This is a genomic window from Nocardioides marmoribigeumensis (genome assembly GCF_031458325.1).
GTDB lineage: Bacteria > Actinomycetota > Actinomycetes > Propionibacteriales > Nocardioidaceae > Marmoricola_A > Marmoricola_A marmoribigeumensis.
Genome location: NZ_JAVDYG010000001.1, coordinates 3,346,214 through 3,363,154 on the forward strand (window position 1 = coordinate 3,346,214; position 16,941 = coordinate 3,363,154).

14 protein-coding genes are annotated in these 16,941 nt (G+C 72.4%); 6 read left to right on the forward strand and 8 right to left on the reverse strand.

Features of this window, described 5'->3' with window-relative positions; translation table 11 throughout:
• Window positions 1-9 precede the first annotated feature (9 nt).
• Entirely contained in the window at window positions 10-306 is a 297-nt protein-coding gene (locus J2S63_RS15970) for an STAS domain-containing protein (RefSeq protein WP_310304231.1), read from the forward strand.
• Window positions 307-441: 135 nt separating this feature from the next.
• Here J2S63_RS15970 and J2S63_RS15975 read toward each other — a convergent pair whose 3' ends face one another.
• Window positions 442-1,113, reverse strand: coding sequence for a hypothetical protein (locus J2S63_RS15975; protein ID WP_310304233.1), 672 nt, complete (start codon window positions 1,111-1,113; stop codon window positions 442-444).
• Between the two features lie 127 nt (window positions 1,114-1,240).
• Here J2S63_RS15975 and J2S63_RS15980 point away from each other — a divergent pair, with 127 nt between their 5' ends.
• Window positions 1,241-3,289, forward strand: a complete 2,049-nt coding sequence (locus tag J2S63_RS15980) for an ethylmalonyl-CoA mutase (RefSeq protein ID WP_310304235.1) — start codon at window positions 1,241-1,243, stop codon at window positions 3,287-3,289.
• 12 nt (window positions 3,290-3,301) lie between these two features.
• On the opposite strand, the gene J2S63_RS15985 is transcribed toward J2S63_RS15980, so the two are convergent.
• On the reverse strand, window positions 3,302-6,253 hold the full coding sequence (locus tag J2S63_RS15985; protein ID WP_310304238.1) for a type II toxin-antitoxin system Rv0910 family toxin: 2,952 nt from the start codon (window positions 6,251-6,253) through the stop codon (window positions 3,302-3,304).
• A 149-nt stretch (window positions 6,254-6,402) separates the two neighbouring features.
• Between J2S63_RS15985 and J2S63_RS15990 the strand changes: the two genes are divergently transcribed.
• Complete coding sequence (locus J2S63_RS15990) at window positions 6,403-6,909, forward strand: YflT domain-containing protein (protein WP_310306724.1); 507 nt, start codon at window positions 6,403-6,405, stop codon at window positions 6,907-6,909.
• A 56-nt stretch (window positions 6,910-6,965) separates the two neighbouring features.
• A complete protein-coding gene (locus J2S63_RS15995; protein WP_310304240.1) occupies window positions 6,966-7,919 on the forward strand; it encodes an FAD-dependent oxidoreductase in 954 nt (317 codons plus the stop codon).
• Here J2S63_RS15995 and J2S63_RS16000 read toward each other — a convergent pair.
• Window positions 7,885-9,201, reverse strand: a complete 1,317-nt coding sequence (locus J2S63_RS16000; RefSeq protein WP_310304242.1) for a DUF2254 family protein — start codon at window positions 9,199-9,201, stop codon at window positions 7,885-7,887. The genes J2S63_RS15995 and J2S63_RS16000 overlap by 35 nt on opposite strands.
• A 63-nt stretch (window positions 9,202-9,264) precedes the next feature.
• Between J2S63_RS16000 and J2S63_RS16005 the strand changes: the two genes are divergently transcribed.
• A complete protein-coding gene (locus J2S63_RS16005) occupies window positions 9,265-10,362 on the forward strand; it encodes a potassium channel family protein (RefSeq protein ID WP_310304244.1) in 1,098 nt (365 codons plus the stop codon).
• Window positions 10,363-10,442: 80 nt separating this feature from the next.
• Here J2S63_RS16005 and nucS read toward each other — a convergent pair whose 3' ends face one another.
• Complete coding sequence (gene nucS, locus J2S63_RS16010; protein ID WP_310304247.1) at window positions 10,443-11,129, reverse strand: endonuclease NucS; 687 nt, start codon at window positions 11,127-11,129, stop codon at window positions 10,443-10,445.
• A gap of 125 nt (window positions 11,130-11,254) precedes the next feature.
• Here nucS and J2S63_RS16015 point away from each other — a divergent pair, with 125 nt between their 5' ends.
• Window positions 11,255-12,460: a 3-hydroxyacyl-CoA dehydrogenase family protein gene (locus J2S63_RS16015; protein ID WP_310304249.1), complete on the forward strand. Its 1,206-nt coding sequence runs from the start codon at window positions 11,255-11,257 to the stop codon at window positions 12,458-12,460.
• A gap of 60 nt (window positions 12,461-12,520) precedes the next feature.
• On the opposite strand, the gene J2S63_RS16020 is transcribed toward J2S63_RS16015, so the two are convergent.
• From J2S63_RS16020 to ccrA, 4 genes are all read right to left on the reverse strand, one after another.
• Window positions 12,521-13,066 carry a hypothetical protein gene (locus tag J2S63_RS16020; RefSeq protein ID WP_310304251.1) on the reverse strand — a complete coding sequence of 182 codons (546 nt, stop codon included), beginning with the start codon at window positions 13,064-13,066 and terminating at the stop codon, window positions 12,521-12,523.
• Between the two features lie 94 nt (window positions 13,067-13,160).
• A complete protein-coding gene (locus tag J2S63_RS16025) occupies window positions 13,161-14,171 on the reverse strand; it encodes an AI-2E family transporter (RefSeq protein WP_310304253.1) in 1,011 nt (336 codons plus the stop codon).
• 74 nt (window positions 14,172-14,245) lie between these two features.
• Window positions 14,246-15,439, reverse strand: coding sequence for a coiled-coil domain-containing protein (locus J2S63_RS16030; RefSeq protein ID WP_310304255.1), 1,194 nt, complete (start codon window positions 15,437-15,439; stop codon window positions 14,246-14,248).
• Window positions 15,440-15,577: 138 nt separating this feature from the next.
• Window positions 15,578-16,915 carry a crotonyl-CoA carboxylase/reductase gene (gene ccrA / locus J2S63_RS16035; protein ID WP_310304257.1) on the reverse strand — a complete coding sequence of 446 codons (1,338 nt, stop codon included), beginning with the start codon at window positions 16,913-16,915 and terminating at the stop codon, window positions 15,578-15,580.
• Window positions 16,916-16,941: the final 26 nt, after the last annotated feature.

The window sequence follows — 16,941 nt, forward strand, 5'->3', positions numbered from 1 at the left end:
GGGAGCCGGATGTTCATGGCCAACGAGGACAGTGCGATGGCGTTGTCCGGCCGTCTGGACGGCCGGCACGCCGCAGAGGTGCGGGAAGCCCTCTACGAGCGCATCGAGGGCGAGCAGGGCGACGTGGTCGTGGACCTCACCGAGGTGGAGTCGATCGACGGCACGGTCCTCAAGCTCCTCGCCGCCGCCGCGCTGCGACTGCAGCGCACCGGGCGCCAGATGGTGCTCCGGGGCTGCTCCCCGGCGCTGCGCCGGGTCTTCGCGTTCGGCGGGCTGCGCAGGCTCTTCGCCTGGGACCGCGGCTGAGGGGGGACCGGCCGAGCACAGCGACGACGGCGGGTGGGGTGCAGGTGCACCCCACCCGCCGTCGCTGTGCCCGGACCGGCCCGGACCGGCCCGGACCGGCCAGGACCGGCCAGGACCGGCCCGGACCGGTCGTGGTCAGACGCAGACGAGCTTCTTGGCCTTGCGGGCCACCGCCTCCTGGGCGGTCAGGTCGCAGCGCTGGCCGCCGCTGGCGGGGTAGCCGTAGCTGCGGAACGACCCGGTCCTCCACTCCACGACGCCGACGTAGGTGGGCATGCCGGAGTAGTGGTGGCAGAAGGAGTAGTCGAACTTGCCGCCCACGTGACGCCAGCCGCGGAACCACGCCACCGACTTGCCGCCGGGGATGGTCATCGTCGTCTTGGCGAAGACGTAGTAGGCCTCCTTGGTCGTGGAGGAGAAGGACGACTTGAACGCGGTGCGCCCGCTGATCTCGCCGTAGAGGTTGATCACCTTCTTGAGCATCGCGCTGGCGCCGAGCGTGGCGGAGCTGCTGAAGGAGACCGCGACCTTGAGGTTGCTGTTGCGGTGCAGCTCGACGCGCTGGCCCTGGGTGATCCTGGTGCGACCCGGGTAGGTGATGCCCTCCAGGCGGGTGATCCCGATGGACTGGGTGCCGCGGACGTTCTTCACGCGGGTGCGGTACTCGTCGGTCATGCAGCTGTTGGCGCGGGGCGCGACGGTGGTGGCGCTCGTGCCCGAGGTGGTGAGGGCCTGGCTGGCCGGGGCCACCAGGGCGCTGCTCAGCAGGGCGGCGGTGAGCAGGGGGAGGATGCGGAGAGGTCTCACGGGTGCTCCAGGGTTCCGAGAAGGGGAGAAGAGGCCACAAACTACCCCGAGGTGTGACGTGTTCGCGCGTGTTGAACACTTCACAAGTTCGCTACCCGGGGGTAGCCCGGGCCTACGCTTGGCGGCTATGAGCGAGCAGCCCGAGACTCCCACGCCCCCCACCGCGACGCGGCCCGAGCGTGACCGCCCCTGGGTGATGAGGACCTACGCCGGCCACAGCTCGGCCGCGGAGTCCAACGCGCTCTACCGGCGCAACCTGAGCAAGGGGCAGACCGGTCTCTCGGTGGCCTTCGACCTGCCGACGCAGACCGGCTACGACCCCGACTCCACCCTCGCGCGCGGCGAGGTCGGCAAGGTGGGCGTGCCGATCCCGCACCTGGGCGACATGCGCAAGCTGTTCGACCAGATCCCCCTCACCGAGATGAACACCTCGATGACGATCAACGCCACTGCGATGTGGCTGCTCGCGCTCTACCAGGTCGTCGCGGAGGAGCAGGCCGGGGCGACCACCGACGAGGAGATCGAGGCCGTCCACAACAAGCTGGCCGGCACGACCCAGAACGACATCATCAAGGAGTACCTCTCCCGCGGGACCTACGTGTTCCCGCCCGAGCACTCCCTGCGGCTGACCACCGACACGATCGCCTACACCGTCAACCACATCCCCAAGTGGAACCCGATCAACATCTGCAGCTACCACCTGCAGGAGGCCGGCGCGACGCCCGTGCAGGAGCTCGCCTACGCGCTGTGCACGGCCATCGCGGTGCTCGACGCCGTGCGTGACTCCGGTCAGGTCGCGCCCGAGGAGATGGGCAAGGTCGTCGGGCGCATCTCGTTCTTCGTCAACGCCGGTGTGCGCTTCGTCGAGGAGACCTGCAAGATGCGGGCCTTCGTCGAGCTGTGGGACGAGATCACCCGCGAGCGCTACGGCGTCACCGACGACAAGATGCGCCGCTTCCGCTACGGGGTGCAGGTCAACTCCCTCGGTCTCACCGAGGCCCAGCCCGAGAACAACGTGCAGCGCATCGTGCTCGAGATGCTCGGCGTCACACTGTCCAAGAACGCCCGTGCCCGCGCGGTCCAGCTGCCGGCGTGGAACGAGGCCCTCGGCCTCCCGCGGCCCTGGGACCAGCAGTGGTCGTTGCGGCTGCAGCAGGTGCTCGCCTTCGAGTCCGACCTGCTGGAGTACGACGACATCTTCGAGGGCTCGCACGTCATCGAGACCAAGGTCGCCGAGCTGGTCACCGGCGCGCGCGCGGAGATCGACCGCGTGCAGGCGATGGGCGGCGCGATCGCGGCGGTCGAGTCCGGCTACATGAAGCAGGCGCTGGTCTCCAGCCACGCCGCCCGCCGCGCCCGCATCGAGGCCGGCCACGAGGTCGTGGTCGGCGTCAACAAGTTCGAGACCACCGAGGAGTCGCCGCTGACCGCCGACCTCGACGCGGCCATCCAGGTCGCCGACCCCGAGGCCGAGCGCGCCGCCCAGGCGAGCGTGGAGCAGTGGAAGTCCCAGCGCGACCAGGCCGAGGTCGACGCGGCGCTCCAGCGCCTGGTCGAGGACGCCAAGTCCGGCGCCAACCTGATGGAGGCGACCCTGGCCGCCGCCCGGGCCGGGGCCACCACCGGGGAGTGGGCCGGCACGCTGCGCGAGGTGTTCGGCGAGTACCGCGCCCCCACCGGCGTCTCCGGCGCGGTCGGCGTGGCCGAGGCGGGCGCCGAGCTGACCGCGGTGCGCGACGCCGTGAAGGCGACCGGCGACGAGCTCGGCGGGCGCCTACGCCTGCTGGTCGGCAAGCCGGGTCTCGACGGGCACTCCAACGGTGCCGAGCAGGTCGCGGTCCGGGCGCGCGACGCCGGCTTCGAGGTGATCTACCAGGGCATCCGGCTGACCCCGGAGCAGATCGTGTCCGCGGCGGTGGCCGAGGACGTGCACTGCGTCGGGCTCTCGATCCTGTCCGGGTCGCACATGGAGCTCGTGCCGGCCGTCCTCGACGGGCTCAGGGCGGAGGGCATGGACGACGTGCCGGTCATCGTCGGCGGGATCATCCCGTCCTCGGACGCCGCACGGCTCAAGGAGCTCGGGGTCGCCGAGGTGTTCACGCCCAAGGACTTCGGGCTCACCGAGATCATGGCCGGCATCGTGCGGGTGATCCGGAGGGCCAACGGCCTGGACTGACCGGGTCCCGCCTCAGCGGCCCTTCCAGACCGGCTCGCGCTTCTCGGCGAACGCGGCGACGCCCTCGACGGCGTCCTCCGAGACCAGCGCGACGCCGGCCAGGTCGCTCTGCCGGTCGAACTCCTCCTCGGTGGACCAGTCGGGCGACTCCTCGACGATGCGCTTGCTCATCGCCACCGAGAGCGGCGCGTTGGCGACGATCTCCGCGGCGAGCTCCAGCGCGGCGTCGAGCACCTCGCCGGGCTCGGCCAGCCGGTTGACCAGCCCGAGCTCGGCCATGCGGGTCGCCGGCATCGGGTTGCCGGTGAGCGCCAGCTCCATCGCGACGTTGCGCGGCAGGCGCTGGGTCAGCCGCATCACGCCGCCGGCCGCGGCGACCAGGCCCCGCTTGGGCTCGGGGATGCCGAACTGGGCCTCGCGCGAGGCGATGATCAGGTGGGAGACGAGGGCGAGCTCGCAGCCTCCGGCCAGGGCGTGGCCCTCGACGGCGGCGATCAGCGGCTTCTCGACCCGGCGCGCGGCGATGCCGAGCGGCCCTCCTCGTTCGGTCATCGCGAAGCTGCCCTGCGCGGCCGCCTTGAGGTCCATGCCGGCGCTGAACGTGCCGCCGGCGCCGGTGAGGATCGCGACGCGGATCTCGTCGTCCGACTCGACGAGGTCGACGACCTGCTCGAGCAGCTCGGCGGTGGCCAGGTCGATGGCGTTGCGGCGCTCGGGCCGGTTGAGCGTGATCACCGCGACGCCGCCGCGGCGGTCCAGCAGCACGGGCATGGGCGGGGGAGCGGGCAGGTCGCTGCGGCTGCGGTCGGTGAACGACACCTCCTGGCCGGCCACCTGCACGGTCCACCCGAGCAGGTCCTCCCCGAGCGCCGCCCGGGCGACCTCGGGCTGCTCGCTGCGGACCAGCACCCTCGCCCCGGCGGGGGTGAGCAGGCTGAGGATCGTCGCGCGCGGGTCGCCCGACCGGTCCACGTCGACGGTGTAGGACTCGACGACGGCCGGGCCGTCGTAGCTCTCGGGCGCGGGGCGCTTGGGGGTCGGCTCGAGGACGGGGTGCAGCGAGCAGAAGCGCCGCGCCGGCGGCGTGGCGGAGTAGATCCCCAGGGCGTGCTTCGTGGCGAACCACCCGAGCGAGGTGGTCAGGCCGTAGGCCGTCGGGTCCGCGCGCAGCAGCGGCACGATCGAGGCGATGCCGTGGCCGCCGTAGTTGTTGCCGGGACCGCCGGCGAAGGTCAGGCCGCCGGTGACCGTGAGCGGGCGCCCGGGGTCGCCGACCGGCAGGCCGAGCTCGGTCGCGGCGATCTGCACCGCCGCGGGGAAGCACGAGTAGAGGTCGACCGGGCCGAGGTCGTCGACGGTGATCCCGGCGTGGGTGAGCGCCTTGTCGCCGATGGTGCGGATGGCGGGGGACGCGGCCAGGTCGCCGCGCTCGCTGACGAACCACTCGTCGTACGCCGCGGCACCGGCGTGCACGAAGACCCACCGGTCCTGCGGCACCCCGGCGGCCTCGGCGGCCGAGGCGCTGGTGAGGACCAGCCCGCTGGCGAGGTCGACCTGGAGGTTGGCGCACAGCAGCTTGGGATAGGGCGTGCTCACCATGCGGTTGTCGGCGTCCGCGGTCGCGAGCCGCTCGGCGCCCTGGGCCTCGGGCTGCCAGGCGAAGGGGTTGCCGGCGGCGACCTCGGAGAACGTCGACCAGAGCCCGGTGATGCGCGCGGTGTGCTCCTCCGGCGTCGTGCCGAGCTTGCCGCGCAGGGCCTGCTCCATCAGCGCGTAGGTGTGGACGGGCAGGTTGAGCCCGGCCGAGACCTCGGCCGGGGTGTTGGCGTCGCGGTCGCTGCCGATGACCGAGTCGGGTGCGAGGTCGGCCGGCTGCTCCGGCCAGCCGGGGTCGACCCCGGCCTTCTGCGCGTGCGACAGCGTCGCTCCGGCCTCCGCGCCGCAGACCAGGACCACGGCCGCCTCGCCGTCGACCACGGCCTGGGCGGCCTCGTTGACCAGGGCCTGGCCCGCGTCGCCGCCGAAGCGTGCGGACATGACCGTGCGGTGCGGCGCGACGCCGAGGCGGTCGGCCACCGCGCGGCCGAGGTCGCGGTAGGTCCAGCTCGCGCTCGCGACGGCGTAGACCGAGTCGGCCTGGGCGAGGAGCGCCGGGACCCCGGCGTCCTCGGCCGCACGCTGCAGGGCGTGTGCCGCCAGGGCCGCGGGGTCCTCGAGCCGGTCGGTGGAAGGCTCGCGCTCGACCACCTGGCCCACGCCGACGATGACCGGCGTCCGTCCGTCGATGGTGCGCCCCGAGGCGTGGTGCAGCACCGGGAGCGCGGCGAACCGGGGGGCGTCGTCACCCTCGTCCCCGGCCTGCTCCTCCAGGAGCCTGGCCAGCTCCTCGAGGGAGGACTCCAGGGACTCCTGCATGCTGCGGACCACCGAGCCGCCCAGCGGGCCGCTGACCGGGTCGCCGCCCACGCCGGCGTCGACCACCACGACGGTCCCGCCCGCCGCGGGCAGCAGGCTCACCCACATGCCGATGACCAGGCCCATCGGGCCCGTGCCGCCCAGGCCGAGCCGCTGCTCGGTGGACTCGGTCACCGTCCAGGAGACGTCGGCGGGGATGCCCATGAGCTTGACCTTCTGGACGAACCTCACGCCCTCCGCCGCGCCGGTCGGCGCCTCGCCGCGCCAGCCCTGGTGCAGGGCCAGCCAGTCGCCGATGCGGCCCAGGTCGGTGACGGTCCGGTGCGTGCGGGCGGGGTCGGTGGGCACCTCGCGGACCGCCCGAGCCGTGCGGGAGTAGTCGGCGAGCCCGGCCGGCGGCTCGTGGGCAGCCTCGGCAGCGGCCGCGACCGGCCCGGTGGAGCGCTGGGGGAGCAGGCCCTTGGCCGCGTCGATGAGGACCTCGGGGTGGTCCTTGAGCCACTTGGCGGTGTTGACCAGCCGCGCGAAGGGATCGGGTCGGTCGGCCACGGCGTACCTCCTGGGAACGGGTGGCCCCATCGTGGCAGCACGAACTGTCACGGTGCGTGACCGGCACCGGTCGCGGGTCCTCCCACAGCCTCGTCGGGCGGGAGTCACGGTGTCGCCTCAGGGTGAGGGGGCACGATGGAGTCATGAGCATGCAGAACGCCGTCCCCGCCGCCGCCCAGAGCTCCAGGCTGGCCCTTGAGTTCCCGCAGTCCCTCGCGGTCTACGACGACTACGCGACGGCCCAGAAGGCGGTCGACCACCTCTCCGACGAGGAGTTCCCGGTCGAGAACCTGATGATCGTCGGCACCGACCTCAAGCAGGTCGAGCGCATCACCGGCCGCTTGACGACCGGCAAGGTCGCGGCCGCCGGTGCGCTGTCGGGGCTGTGGCTCGGTCTCTTCGTCGGGGTGATCTTCTCGCTGTTCGGGCAGGGCAACCAGCTCGCCACGATCCTCTCGACGGTCGTGATGGGCGCGCTCTTCGGCCTCATCTGGGCCCTCCTCGGCTACGCCGCGACCAAGGGGCAGCGCGACTTCTCCGCCGTCTCGGCGGTGGTGGCCACCCGCTACGAGGTGCTGGTCGAGCACAAGCACCTCGCCCGCGCGCAGGAGCTGCTCCAGCAGCGCGCCGACCTCCGGCCCCAGCCGACCTTCTGACGGGCACCTGAGGCGGCCTCCTGCGGCGGACGCCGGATCTTGCGATGATCGGGCCCGTGAGCGAGCGCGTCGTGGTCGTCGGTGCCGGGGTGATCGGCCTGACCTGCGCGGTGCGCCTGCTCGAGCGGGGCCACGACGTCGCGGTGGTCGCGCGCGACCTGCCGCAGGAGACGACCTCCGCCGTCGCGGCCGCCCTGTGGTACCCGCACCGCGCCTACCCCTTCGAGCGCGTGACCGCCTGGGGCGCCACCACCTACGCCGCCCTCACCGACCTGGCCGACCGGCCCGGGACCGGCGTGACCCTGCGCCGGGGGACCGAGGTGCTGCGCCGCACCGGCCCCCGCCCGTGGTGGGCCGACGCGGTCCCCGAGCTGGCACGGGCGACCGCCCTGCCCGCGGGTTACGCGGACGGCTGGACCTTCGTGGCGCCGGTGGTGGAGATGCCGGTCCACCTCGACTGGCTGCGGTCCCGCGTGGACGAGCTGGGCGGCACCCTCACCCGTATGGCCCTCTCGGCCCTCCCGAGCGCAGGCACGGTCGTCGACGCCAGCGGGCTCGGCGGCCGGCTGCTCGGCGACGACGGCTCGGTGCAGCCCGTGCGCGGCCAGGTGGCCTACGTCGAGCAGGTGGGTCTCGACGAGTGGTGGCTGGACGCCGGTGCTGACGGGCCTGGGCCGACGTACGTCGTGCCGCGCGAGCACGACATCGTGGTCGGCGGCACCCAGGACGAGGGCGTCTGGGACCGCTCGTTCGACCCCGCGGCGGGGAAGGAGATGCTCGCCCGGGCCCGCGAGCTCGTCCCGGCGATCCGCCGCGCGCAGGTGCTCGGCACCCGAGTAGGTCTGCGACCCGCGCGCCCGCAGGTGCGGCTGGAGGCGGAGGAGCGCGACGGCCGGCGAGTGGTCCACTGCTACGGCCACGGCGGCGCCGGGGTGACGTTGTCGTGGGGCTGCGCCGACGAGGTCGCCGACCTGGTCAGTGGCTCGGGGCCAACCCCTCCAGCCGGGTGAGCTGGGCGGTGAGCCGCTCGCGCTCGGTCTCGACCTCCGGCGAGCGCGGCAGCAGGTCGAGCTCGGCCCGGAGGACCTCGAGGTCGCGGGCGAGCCGGGCGAGCACGTCGCCGGTCGCCTTGTCCAGCAGGAAGCGGTAGGTGCGCAGCACCTTGGCGGCCTGTTGGTGCTGGCGGGACTCCCGCGCCACCACCGCGGCCGAGTAGAGCGCGTCGAGGAGGTCGTCGACGTCGCGGTCGGGGTAGACGACCGCGACCGCGTCGGAGGCGGGCGCGCGCTCACCCTCCGCCACCCAGCGTGAACCGAGGTCGCGCAGCGCGTGAAGGGCCTGCGCGGCGATGGCCGGGTTGTGCTTGGAGGTCGACCCGCTGCTCCACCCGATGTTGCTGATGTCGCGGACCGCGGTGCTGGGGTCCACGTCGATGTCGGGTCTCGGGCTGATCTGGACGGCTCGGGGCAGCGCCTCACAGATCCTGCGGGCGGTCGCCTCCTCCGGGTGTCGCACCACCGCCAGCAGGTCGCCGCGCACGACCTCGTCGCCGATCGTGAAGCGCATCTCGACCTCGCCCTGCCCGTCGGAGAGGACTCCGGACAGCTGGTCGAGGTCGACCGACTCGACGTAGCCGAAGGTCGGGCAGCGGTGCTCGGCCCGCACCGGGGCGGAGCACGTCGAGCGCCGACGTGTGCGGCACACGGTCGCGCCCTCGTGCGCGCGGGCCCGGACCGCCCGGTCGTGCAGCTGGCGCATCACGTTGTCCGGCCGCATCTGGTCGATCGTGGAGTAGACGAGGACCAGCAGGCACCCGAGCGCGACGACGGTGAGCGCGGTCGCCACGAAGGCCCCGATGATCGGCGGGGTCTTGGGCTGCACGGCCGCCATCACCAGGTAGGAGTAGAGCGCGAGCCCGACGAACAGGCCGAGGTAGAGCTGGTTGCCCCGCCGACGGACGAATTGGTCGAAGACGACGGGCGAGAGGCTCGAGGCCGTCTGCTGGACGGCGAGGAGGAGCACCGAGAACGTGATCGAGGTGACCGTGACCAGCCCGGTCGCCACCGCGCCGAGGGTGTCCGCCGCGGTCTGCTTGCCGATGTAGTGCCCCAGGAACGTGCGAAGCCCCCGGACGAACGGCCCGTGCGCCTGGTCGCCGATGATCGAGGCGGCCGCCAGGACGACGAGCACCACGACGACGGCGAGCGGGACCGCTGCGAACTCGCGGAGCGCCCGGGGCACCCGCAGGCGCAGAGGCGGTGAGGCGCTCGGCCTGGTGCGCCTGCTGTGCATGACTGACCCCCGAAGATGAGCCGGGCTCGGACGATGTATGCCTACCCGCATGGAGTTTGGGGTATGCGCATCCGCGTGTGGGACCCGACGCTGAGCCCGGCCGCCGTGCTGCTGCACCTCCTCGGCGGCGCGGCGGTGGTCGGCCTCGCCCTGAGCGACGTGTTCGCCACGGTCCTGCTCCCGGGGAGCGGGCGGGGCCCGGTGCGTCGGCCGCTGTCCAGGTGGGTCCGAGCGGTCTTCCGCTGCACCCGGCACCTCTCGCCCGGCCTGAGGAGACGGCTGCTGGCCTACGCCGGCCCCACCGAGGTGACCGCGAGCCTGCTGGCGTGGTTGGTGCTGCTGCTGGTCGGGTGGGCAGCGATCTACCTCCCGGCGCTGGGTGGCGCCGTCACCGCGGCGCAAGGCCCGACGGAGCGCTCGTGGGGCACGGCGCTGTACTTCAGCGGCTACGACCTGACCACCCTGGGCCTGGGGGACCTCGTCGCCACGACGGCGGCGTACCGCATGCTCGTCGTGGGGGAGGCGGCCACGGGCTTCCTGACGTTCACGATGGCGATCTCCTACTTCATCTCTGTCTACGGCACGCTCAACGGGCGCAGGACCTTCGCGCTGGCCCTCCACCAGCGCAGTGGCGGGACCGGGCACGGCAGCGAGGTCGTGCGGGCGCTGTGGGAGGAGGGGCCGGTGGCCGCCGCGGTCGACCTCGCCGCCATGGCCTCCGACCTGCGGGAGGTCGTCCAGACCCATCGCGCCTACCCGGTCCTGCGCTCGTTCCACGACCCGGCCGGGTGGGACGCGTTGCCGCAGGTCCTCCTGACCTCGTGGGAGACCGTCACCCTGCTGCGCACCTCGGTGGACCTCTCGCAGGCGGACCGGCCGGAGCTCGGGGGCTCCGCGCTCCGCGAGATCGAGATGGCGGCCACCGCCCTGACCGAGAGCCTGGTCGGGCCCGTCGACGCGGACCCGTCCCCCGACCGCCGCGCCGGGTGGTGCCGCGACCACGGGCGGACCCTGGCTGACCTGCGCCGGGCCGGGGTGCCGGTCATCGAGGACTCGTGCGCGGGGTACCTCGACGCGCGGGCCCGCTGGGACGGTGCGCTCCAGCGACTGGCCGAGGAGCTGCTCCACGACTGGCCCGGCGGGCTTCGTGGGAGCGACTGAGCCGCCCGTCCGCGGTCAGGCCGGTCGCGCGAGGATCCGCGACACCACGCCGTCCGCGGCGAGGGAGGGCCTCCGGTGGCTCAGAACAGGCGGGCGGTGGGGTCGTCGATCCCGCGCAGAGCGTCGTAGTCCACGACCACGCACCGGATGCCGCGGTCCTCGGCGAGGACCCGGGCCTGGGGCTTGATCGCCTGGGCGGCGAACACGCCGCGCACCTGGCCCCTCGTGGTGAGCAACGGGTCGCGGTTGAGCAGCTCGAGGTAGCGGGTGAGCTGCTCGACCCCGTCGATCTCGCCGCGGCGCTTGATCTCGACCGCGACGCACAGGCCCTCGGCGTCGCGGCACATCAGGTCCACCGGACCGATCGCGGTGGGGTACTCCCGCCGGACGAGGGTCAGGCCCTCGGCGAGGGTCGCGGGGTGGTCGGCGAGGAGCTCCTGCAGGTGCTTCTCGACCCCGTCCTTCTGCAGCCCCGGGTCGACGCCGAGGTCGTGGGAGGAGTCGTGGAGGACCTCCTCGAGCAGGATGCGCAGGGTGTCGTCGGACTTCGGGTTGCTCACGACCCACTCGACCTGCCCGTCGTCGGTCACGCCCTCGCGGACCGTGCACGGGGGAGACATCCAGTTGAGCGGCTTGTAGGAGCCGCCGTCGGAGTGGACCAGCACCGACCCGTCGGCCTTGACCATGAGCACCCTGGTGGCCATGGGCAGGTGGGCGGTCAGCCGTCCCGCGTAGTCGACCTGGCACCGCGCGACGACGAGTCTCACGCGCGGCACGCTACCAACCGCCGTACGTCGGCCCGCGACCCGGCGGGGCGCGTGGCCAGGGTCACAGGGCGACCGGTCCGCGGGACCCTGTTACCGAGAGGTAACAACGTGGGATCATCCAGCACATGTCTGAGATCCACGACCTCCTCGTGCTGCCCTACCTCAACCACGCCGTGCGCATGTACGAGGCCGACTACGCCTCGCGCGCCGACATCGACGCCGCGATGCGCTTCGGGTGCGGCTACCCCGAGGGCCCGCTGACCGTGATCGACCGCATCGGGCTGGACGTGGTCCGGGACCGCCTGGCCGCGCGCTTCGAGCAGACCGGGGACCACCTGCACCAGCCGGCCGACCTGCTGGAGAAGCTGGTCGCCGAGGGTCGCACCGGTGTCGCGGCCGGGCGCGGGTTCTACACCTACGCCGACGGTGCGGTCGCCGCCGACGAGGAGACCCCCTCGGCCGACGACGCCCCCCAGCTGCGTCACGACATCGCCACGGTCGGCGTCGTGGGCACGGGCACGATGGCCAGCGGCATCGTCGAGGTGTTCGCCAAGGCCGGCTACGACGTGGTCGTCGTGGGCCGCAGCGACGACAAGCTGGCCGGCGTGGTGAAGGGCATCGAGAAGTCGCTGGACCGGGCGATCGAGAAGGGCCGGCTGGACGCGGCCGCCAAGGAGCAGGTGCTGGGCCGCCTGACCGGCTCGACCTCCCGCGAGGCGCTCGCCGACGTCGACCTCGTGGTCGAGGCGATCGCCGAGGACCTCGCGGTCAAGACCGAGCTGTTCGGCGACCTCGACCGCATCTGCAAGCCGGGCGCGATCCTGGCGACGACGACCTCCTCGCTGCCGATCGGCGACTGCGCCGCGGCGACCAAGCGTCCGGAGTGGGTCATCGGCATGCACTTCTTCAACCCCGCCCCGGTGATGAAGCTGGTCGAGGTCGTCACGACCGAGCAGACGCTGCCCGAGGTGGACGAGACCACCAAGGCGCTGTGCGCCGAGGTCGGCAAGGTCGCGGTCTCCTGCGGCGACCGGGCCGGCTTCATCGTCAACTGCCTGCTGTTCCCCTACCTCAACGACGCGGTGACGCTCTCGGAGTCGGGCGTCGCGCTGGACGAGATCGACGCGGCGATCAAGGCCGAGGCCAACTTCCCGATGGGGCCGTTCCAGCTCCTCGACGTGGTGGGCAACGACGTCTCCCTGGCGATCCAGGAGGAGCTGCTCAAGGAGTTCGGCGAGCCCGGCTTCGAGCCCGCGGCCACCCTGCGCGACAAGGTCGCGGCGGGCGAGCTGGGTCGCAAGACCAAGAAGGGCTTCCACGACTACTCCTGAGCGGAGCCTGAGGGCCCTGGACCTGCGGGTCCGCGGGTCCTCGACTGTGGATCGGGTGGGTCAGGCCTTGTGGCGCCCGGGAGCGGCGTCGTCACTGCTGGGCCGCGGGCCGGTGGAGGCGTCGGACTCGGCCTCCTGCGCCGCGGCCTCGCCCTCCTCGTCGGTGTCGGGGGACGCGTCGTCCTGGGCGTCGTCCTGGGCGTCGTCCTTGACGTCGCTCGCGGAGCCCGCCTGGGCCTCGGGGTCGGGCTCCTTCTGGCCGATCCCGTCCTGGGCGTCGTTCTCCGAGATGTCGCTGTCCTCGAAGCGGGCCTCCTCCGGGATGAAGGTGCGCTGGGTGTTGTCGACCTCGGCGTTGTCGGGTCGGTTGTCGGGGTCGAGGCGCTCCTGGCGCTCCTCCTCGATCGTCTCCAGCAGGTCCTTGTCGACGTCGTCGGGGGAGCTGGCCTCCATGATGGCCCGGGTCTCCTCGCGGGAGTTGTTGGTCGACTCGTAGGGGGTGTCGTCGAGACCGACGGCGTCCGCGGGCTCGGCCGACTCGGTCGACTCAGCCGACTCGGTCGCGTCCTCCCTCGAGTCGTCCTTCGCCTTGATGTCGTCGCTCAACGTGGGCTCCCTCGGGTCGGTCGGGACAGGGTCCGAGTGGCCCTGCCGCTCCTGGGATGCATTACCGTTCGGACCCACCCTCAAACGCGAGGCGCTAGCGAGCCTCCTGCCGGGGCACCCAGACCTCGCGGAGCAGGAGCAGCAGGGCGGCCGCCGTGGGGATGGCCAGCAGCGCCCCGACGACCCCGAGCAGGGCGGCCCCCGTGAGCGCGGCGATCACGGTGACCGCGCCGGGGACGTTGACCGAGCGCGACATCACGCGGGGGTAGATCAGGTAGTTCTCGACCTGCTGGTAGACGACGTAGAAGATCACGCAGACGATGCCGGTGCGGACGTCGGTGGCCAACGCGATGGCCGAGACGATCGCGGCGCCGATCGTGGCGCCGATCATCGGGATGATGTCGAGCAGCGTCACCACCGCGGCCAGCGCGACGGCGTAGTCCTTGAGCCCGACGACGGCCAGGAACACCAGCGAGGAGATGCCGGCGCACGAGGCGACGACGACGGCGCCCGAGACGTAGCCGCCGATGCTCTCGAGCATGCGGTCGCCCAGGTCGCGCACACGGTCGCGCCTGCTCGCCGGGGCCAGCTCGTAGATGGCGCTCTTGGTGCGCTCGAGCGAGGCGAGGAAGTACAGCGTCAGCACGATGACGATGAAGGCGTTGCCGAGGAACCCCAGCACGGCGACGGTCACGCCGAGCACGCCGCCGAACACGCCCCGGGCGAACGTGCCGTTGCTGATGAAGGCCTGGGCCTTCTCGATGAAGTGGAAGTGGTCGTCGAGGGACTGGATCTGCTTGTTGCGCTGGAGCTGCTGCAGCCAGTCGGGGGCGTTGGACACGATCGCGTTGACCTGGTCGGTGATGACCGGGACCAGGGCGACCACGAAGAGCACCAGGGCCGCGAGGAAGCCGAGGATCACCGCCAGGACCGCCCACGGCCGTCGCAGCCCTCGACCGGTGAGCCAGCGCACCGACGGGTCGAGGCCGGCCGCGAGGAAGAACGAGACGACGACCAGGATCAGCACCGAGCTGATCGAGACGAGCAGGCCACCGAGGACCTGGGCGAGGAACCAGCCCAGGCCCACCAGGAACCCCAGCGCCACCGGGCTGTGGTGGACCCACCGCGGGACGGCGGGGCGCCGTGCCCCGGCAGCAGGTGCCGGGGCCGAGCCGTCGGTCACTCGGAGGCGGGGGCCTGGTCGGTCGCCGTGCCCGCGAAGCCGCCCATCACCTCGCGCAGCGCGTTGAGCTGGGCGGCGATCGCGTCGCGGCGCTTGGTCAGGGCGTCGACCTCGTTGGTCAGCTCGACCAGCTGACGCTCGGCCTCGGCGTGGCCGGCGTCGATGAAGGTCTGGGCCTGGGACTGGGCGGCCGCGACGACCTGCTCGGCCTCGCGGCGGGCGCGGGACAGCACCCGCTCGGCCTCGGTGTGGGCGTCCTGGCGCGCGACCTGCGCGGCCTGGATGGCCTCGCGCGAGCGGGTCTCGGCGGCGTCGGCGCGCTCCTCGGCCTGCGCGAGCAGGGCGTTGGTCTCGGCGATCGCGTTGGAGTGGTTCTCCGCGGCCTCACGGGTGAGGCGCTCCTTCTCGACCGCGAGCGTGCGCTGCATCTCGGAGACCTCGCGCTGGGCGGTGGCCAGCGCGGTCTCGGCCTCGCGGCGCGCGGAGGTGAGCAGACCCTGGCTCTCCTGCTCGGCGGCCATGCGGCGCTGCTTGGCGTCGCGCTCGGCCGCGGCGAGCATGTCGGCGGCCTCGGTCTCGGCGGTCGTGCGCAGCCGCTCGACCTCGCTCATCGCCTTGGAGCGGGCCTCGTCGAGCTCCTTGAGCTGGGTCATGCGCATGTCGTCGGCGTCGCGGGAGGCCTGGTTCTTCAGCGCACCGGCCTCGTGGTTGGCCTTGCGCACGATCTCGTCGGCGCGGGTGCGGGCCGAGGCGAGGACCTCCGAGGCCTGCTCCTCGGCGAGCCGCAGGATCTCGCTGGCCTTGCCGCCCAGGCCGGCGAAGGTCGGGTTGTCGCGCTCGGAGGCGTCGGTCTTGAGGGACTCCAGCTCCTGGGCGATCTCGGCGTTGCGCTTCTGCAGCTCGGCCACCTGGGAGGTGAGCAGCTTCTTCTCGGCGGTGATCGTCTGGAACAGACGGTCGACGCTGGTGGTGTCGTAGCCACGGCGGGCGACGGGGAACTGCGGGGAGGCCCCGGCGACCGGGACGACCGGCTGGGTCTGGGTCGCGGTGGCGCTCGCGCCGCCCTGCCCGGCCGCGGGCCTGGCTGCGCCGGCCTTCTGCGGTGCGGCGGACCCTGCGGGCGACGCGGGTGCTGCGGTGCCCTGCTTGTTCTGGTTGTCCTCGAAGATGGACAGTCCGCGCTCACTCATGGGGGTTCCCTCTCTCCTGCTGGTGCTGCGGCGACGCCCCTAGTCTCACCCAGGCAGGGCACGACGACGGGGCGCCACCCCGTCGTGTCGACGGATTTGGTGGCGCCCCGATGTCGGGAGTGGCTCTGACCAGCCGGTTCAGACCCCGCGGAAGGCGTTGATCTGGTCCAGGTGCTGGGACCGCAGCTCCTCGTCGCGGACCCCGAGGCCCTCCTCGGGCGCCAGGCAGAGGACGCCGACCTTGCCCTGGTGGGCGTTCTTGTGGACGTCGAGCGCGGCCTGGCCGACGTCGGCCAGCGCGTAGGACTTCGACAGGGTCGGGTGGATCTTGCCCTTGGCGATGAGGCGGTTGGCCTCCCACGACTCGCGGTAGTTGGCGAAGTGCGAGGAGATGATCCGCTTGAGGTTCATCCAGAGGTAGCGGTTGTCGTACTCGTGCATGTAGCCGGTGGTCGAGGCGCAGGTGGTGATCGTGCCGCCCTTGCGGGTGACGAACACCGAGGCGCCGAAGGTCTCGCGGCCCGGGTGCTCGAAGACGATGTCGATGTCCTCGCCGCCGGTCAGCTCGCGGATCTTGGCCCCGAAGCGCTTCCACTCCTTGGGGTCCTGGGTGCGCTCGTCCTTCCAGAACCGGTAGTCCTCCTCGGAGCGGTTGATCACCAGCTCGGCGCCCATCTTGCGGGCGATCGCGGCCTTCTCCTCGTTGGAGACCACGCAGATCGGGGTGGCGCCGCCGTTGAGGGCGTACTGCGTCGCGAAGCCGCCCAGGCCGCCCGAGGCGCCCCAGATCAGGACGTTGTCGCCCTGCTTCATGTTGCCGCCGTTGGTCGAGACCAGCTGACGGTAGGCGGTGGAGTTGACCAGGCCGGGGGAGGCGGCCTCCTCCCAGGTGAGGTGCGCGGGCTTGGGCATGAGCTGGTTGGACTTGACCAGCGCGACCTGGGCCAGACCACCGAAGTTGGTCTCGAAGCCCCAGATGCGCTGCTCGGGGTCGAGCATCGTGTCGTTGTGGCCGTCGGGGCTCTCCAGCTCGACCGAGAGGCAGTGCGCGACGACCTCGTCACCGGGCTTCCAGGAGTGCACGCCCAGGCCGGTCTTGAGCACGACGCCGGCCAGGTCGGAGCCGACCACGTGGTAGGGCAGGTCGTGACGCTTGGCCAACGGCGACATCCGGCCGTAGCGCTCGAGGAAGCCGAAGGTGGAGACGGGCTCGAAGATCGAGGTCCACACCGTGTTGTAGTTGATCGCGCTGGCCATCACCGCGACCAGGGCCTCGCCCGGCCCGAGCTCGGGCAGCGGCACGTCCTCGACGTGCAGCGACTTGCGGGGGTCCTTGTCGCGGCTGGCGAGCCCCTCGAACATCCCCTGCTCGTCCTTCTTGACGAAGGCGGCGGTGTAGTGGTCGGGGACCTCGAGGGCGGCGTAGTCCTCCGAGGAGGTGTCACCGGCCATGATCGCGTCGAGGATGTGCTGCACAAGGGCTCCTGGGTGTCGAGGAAGGC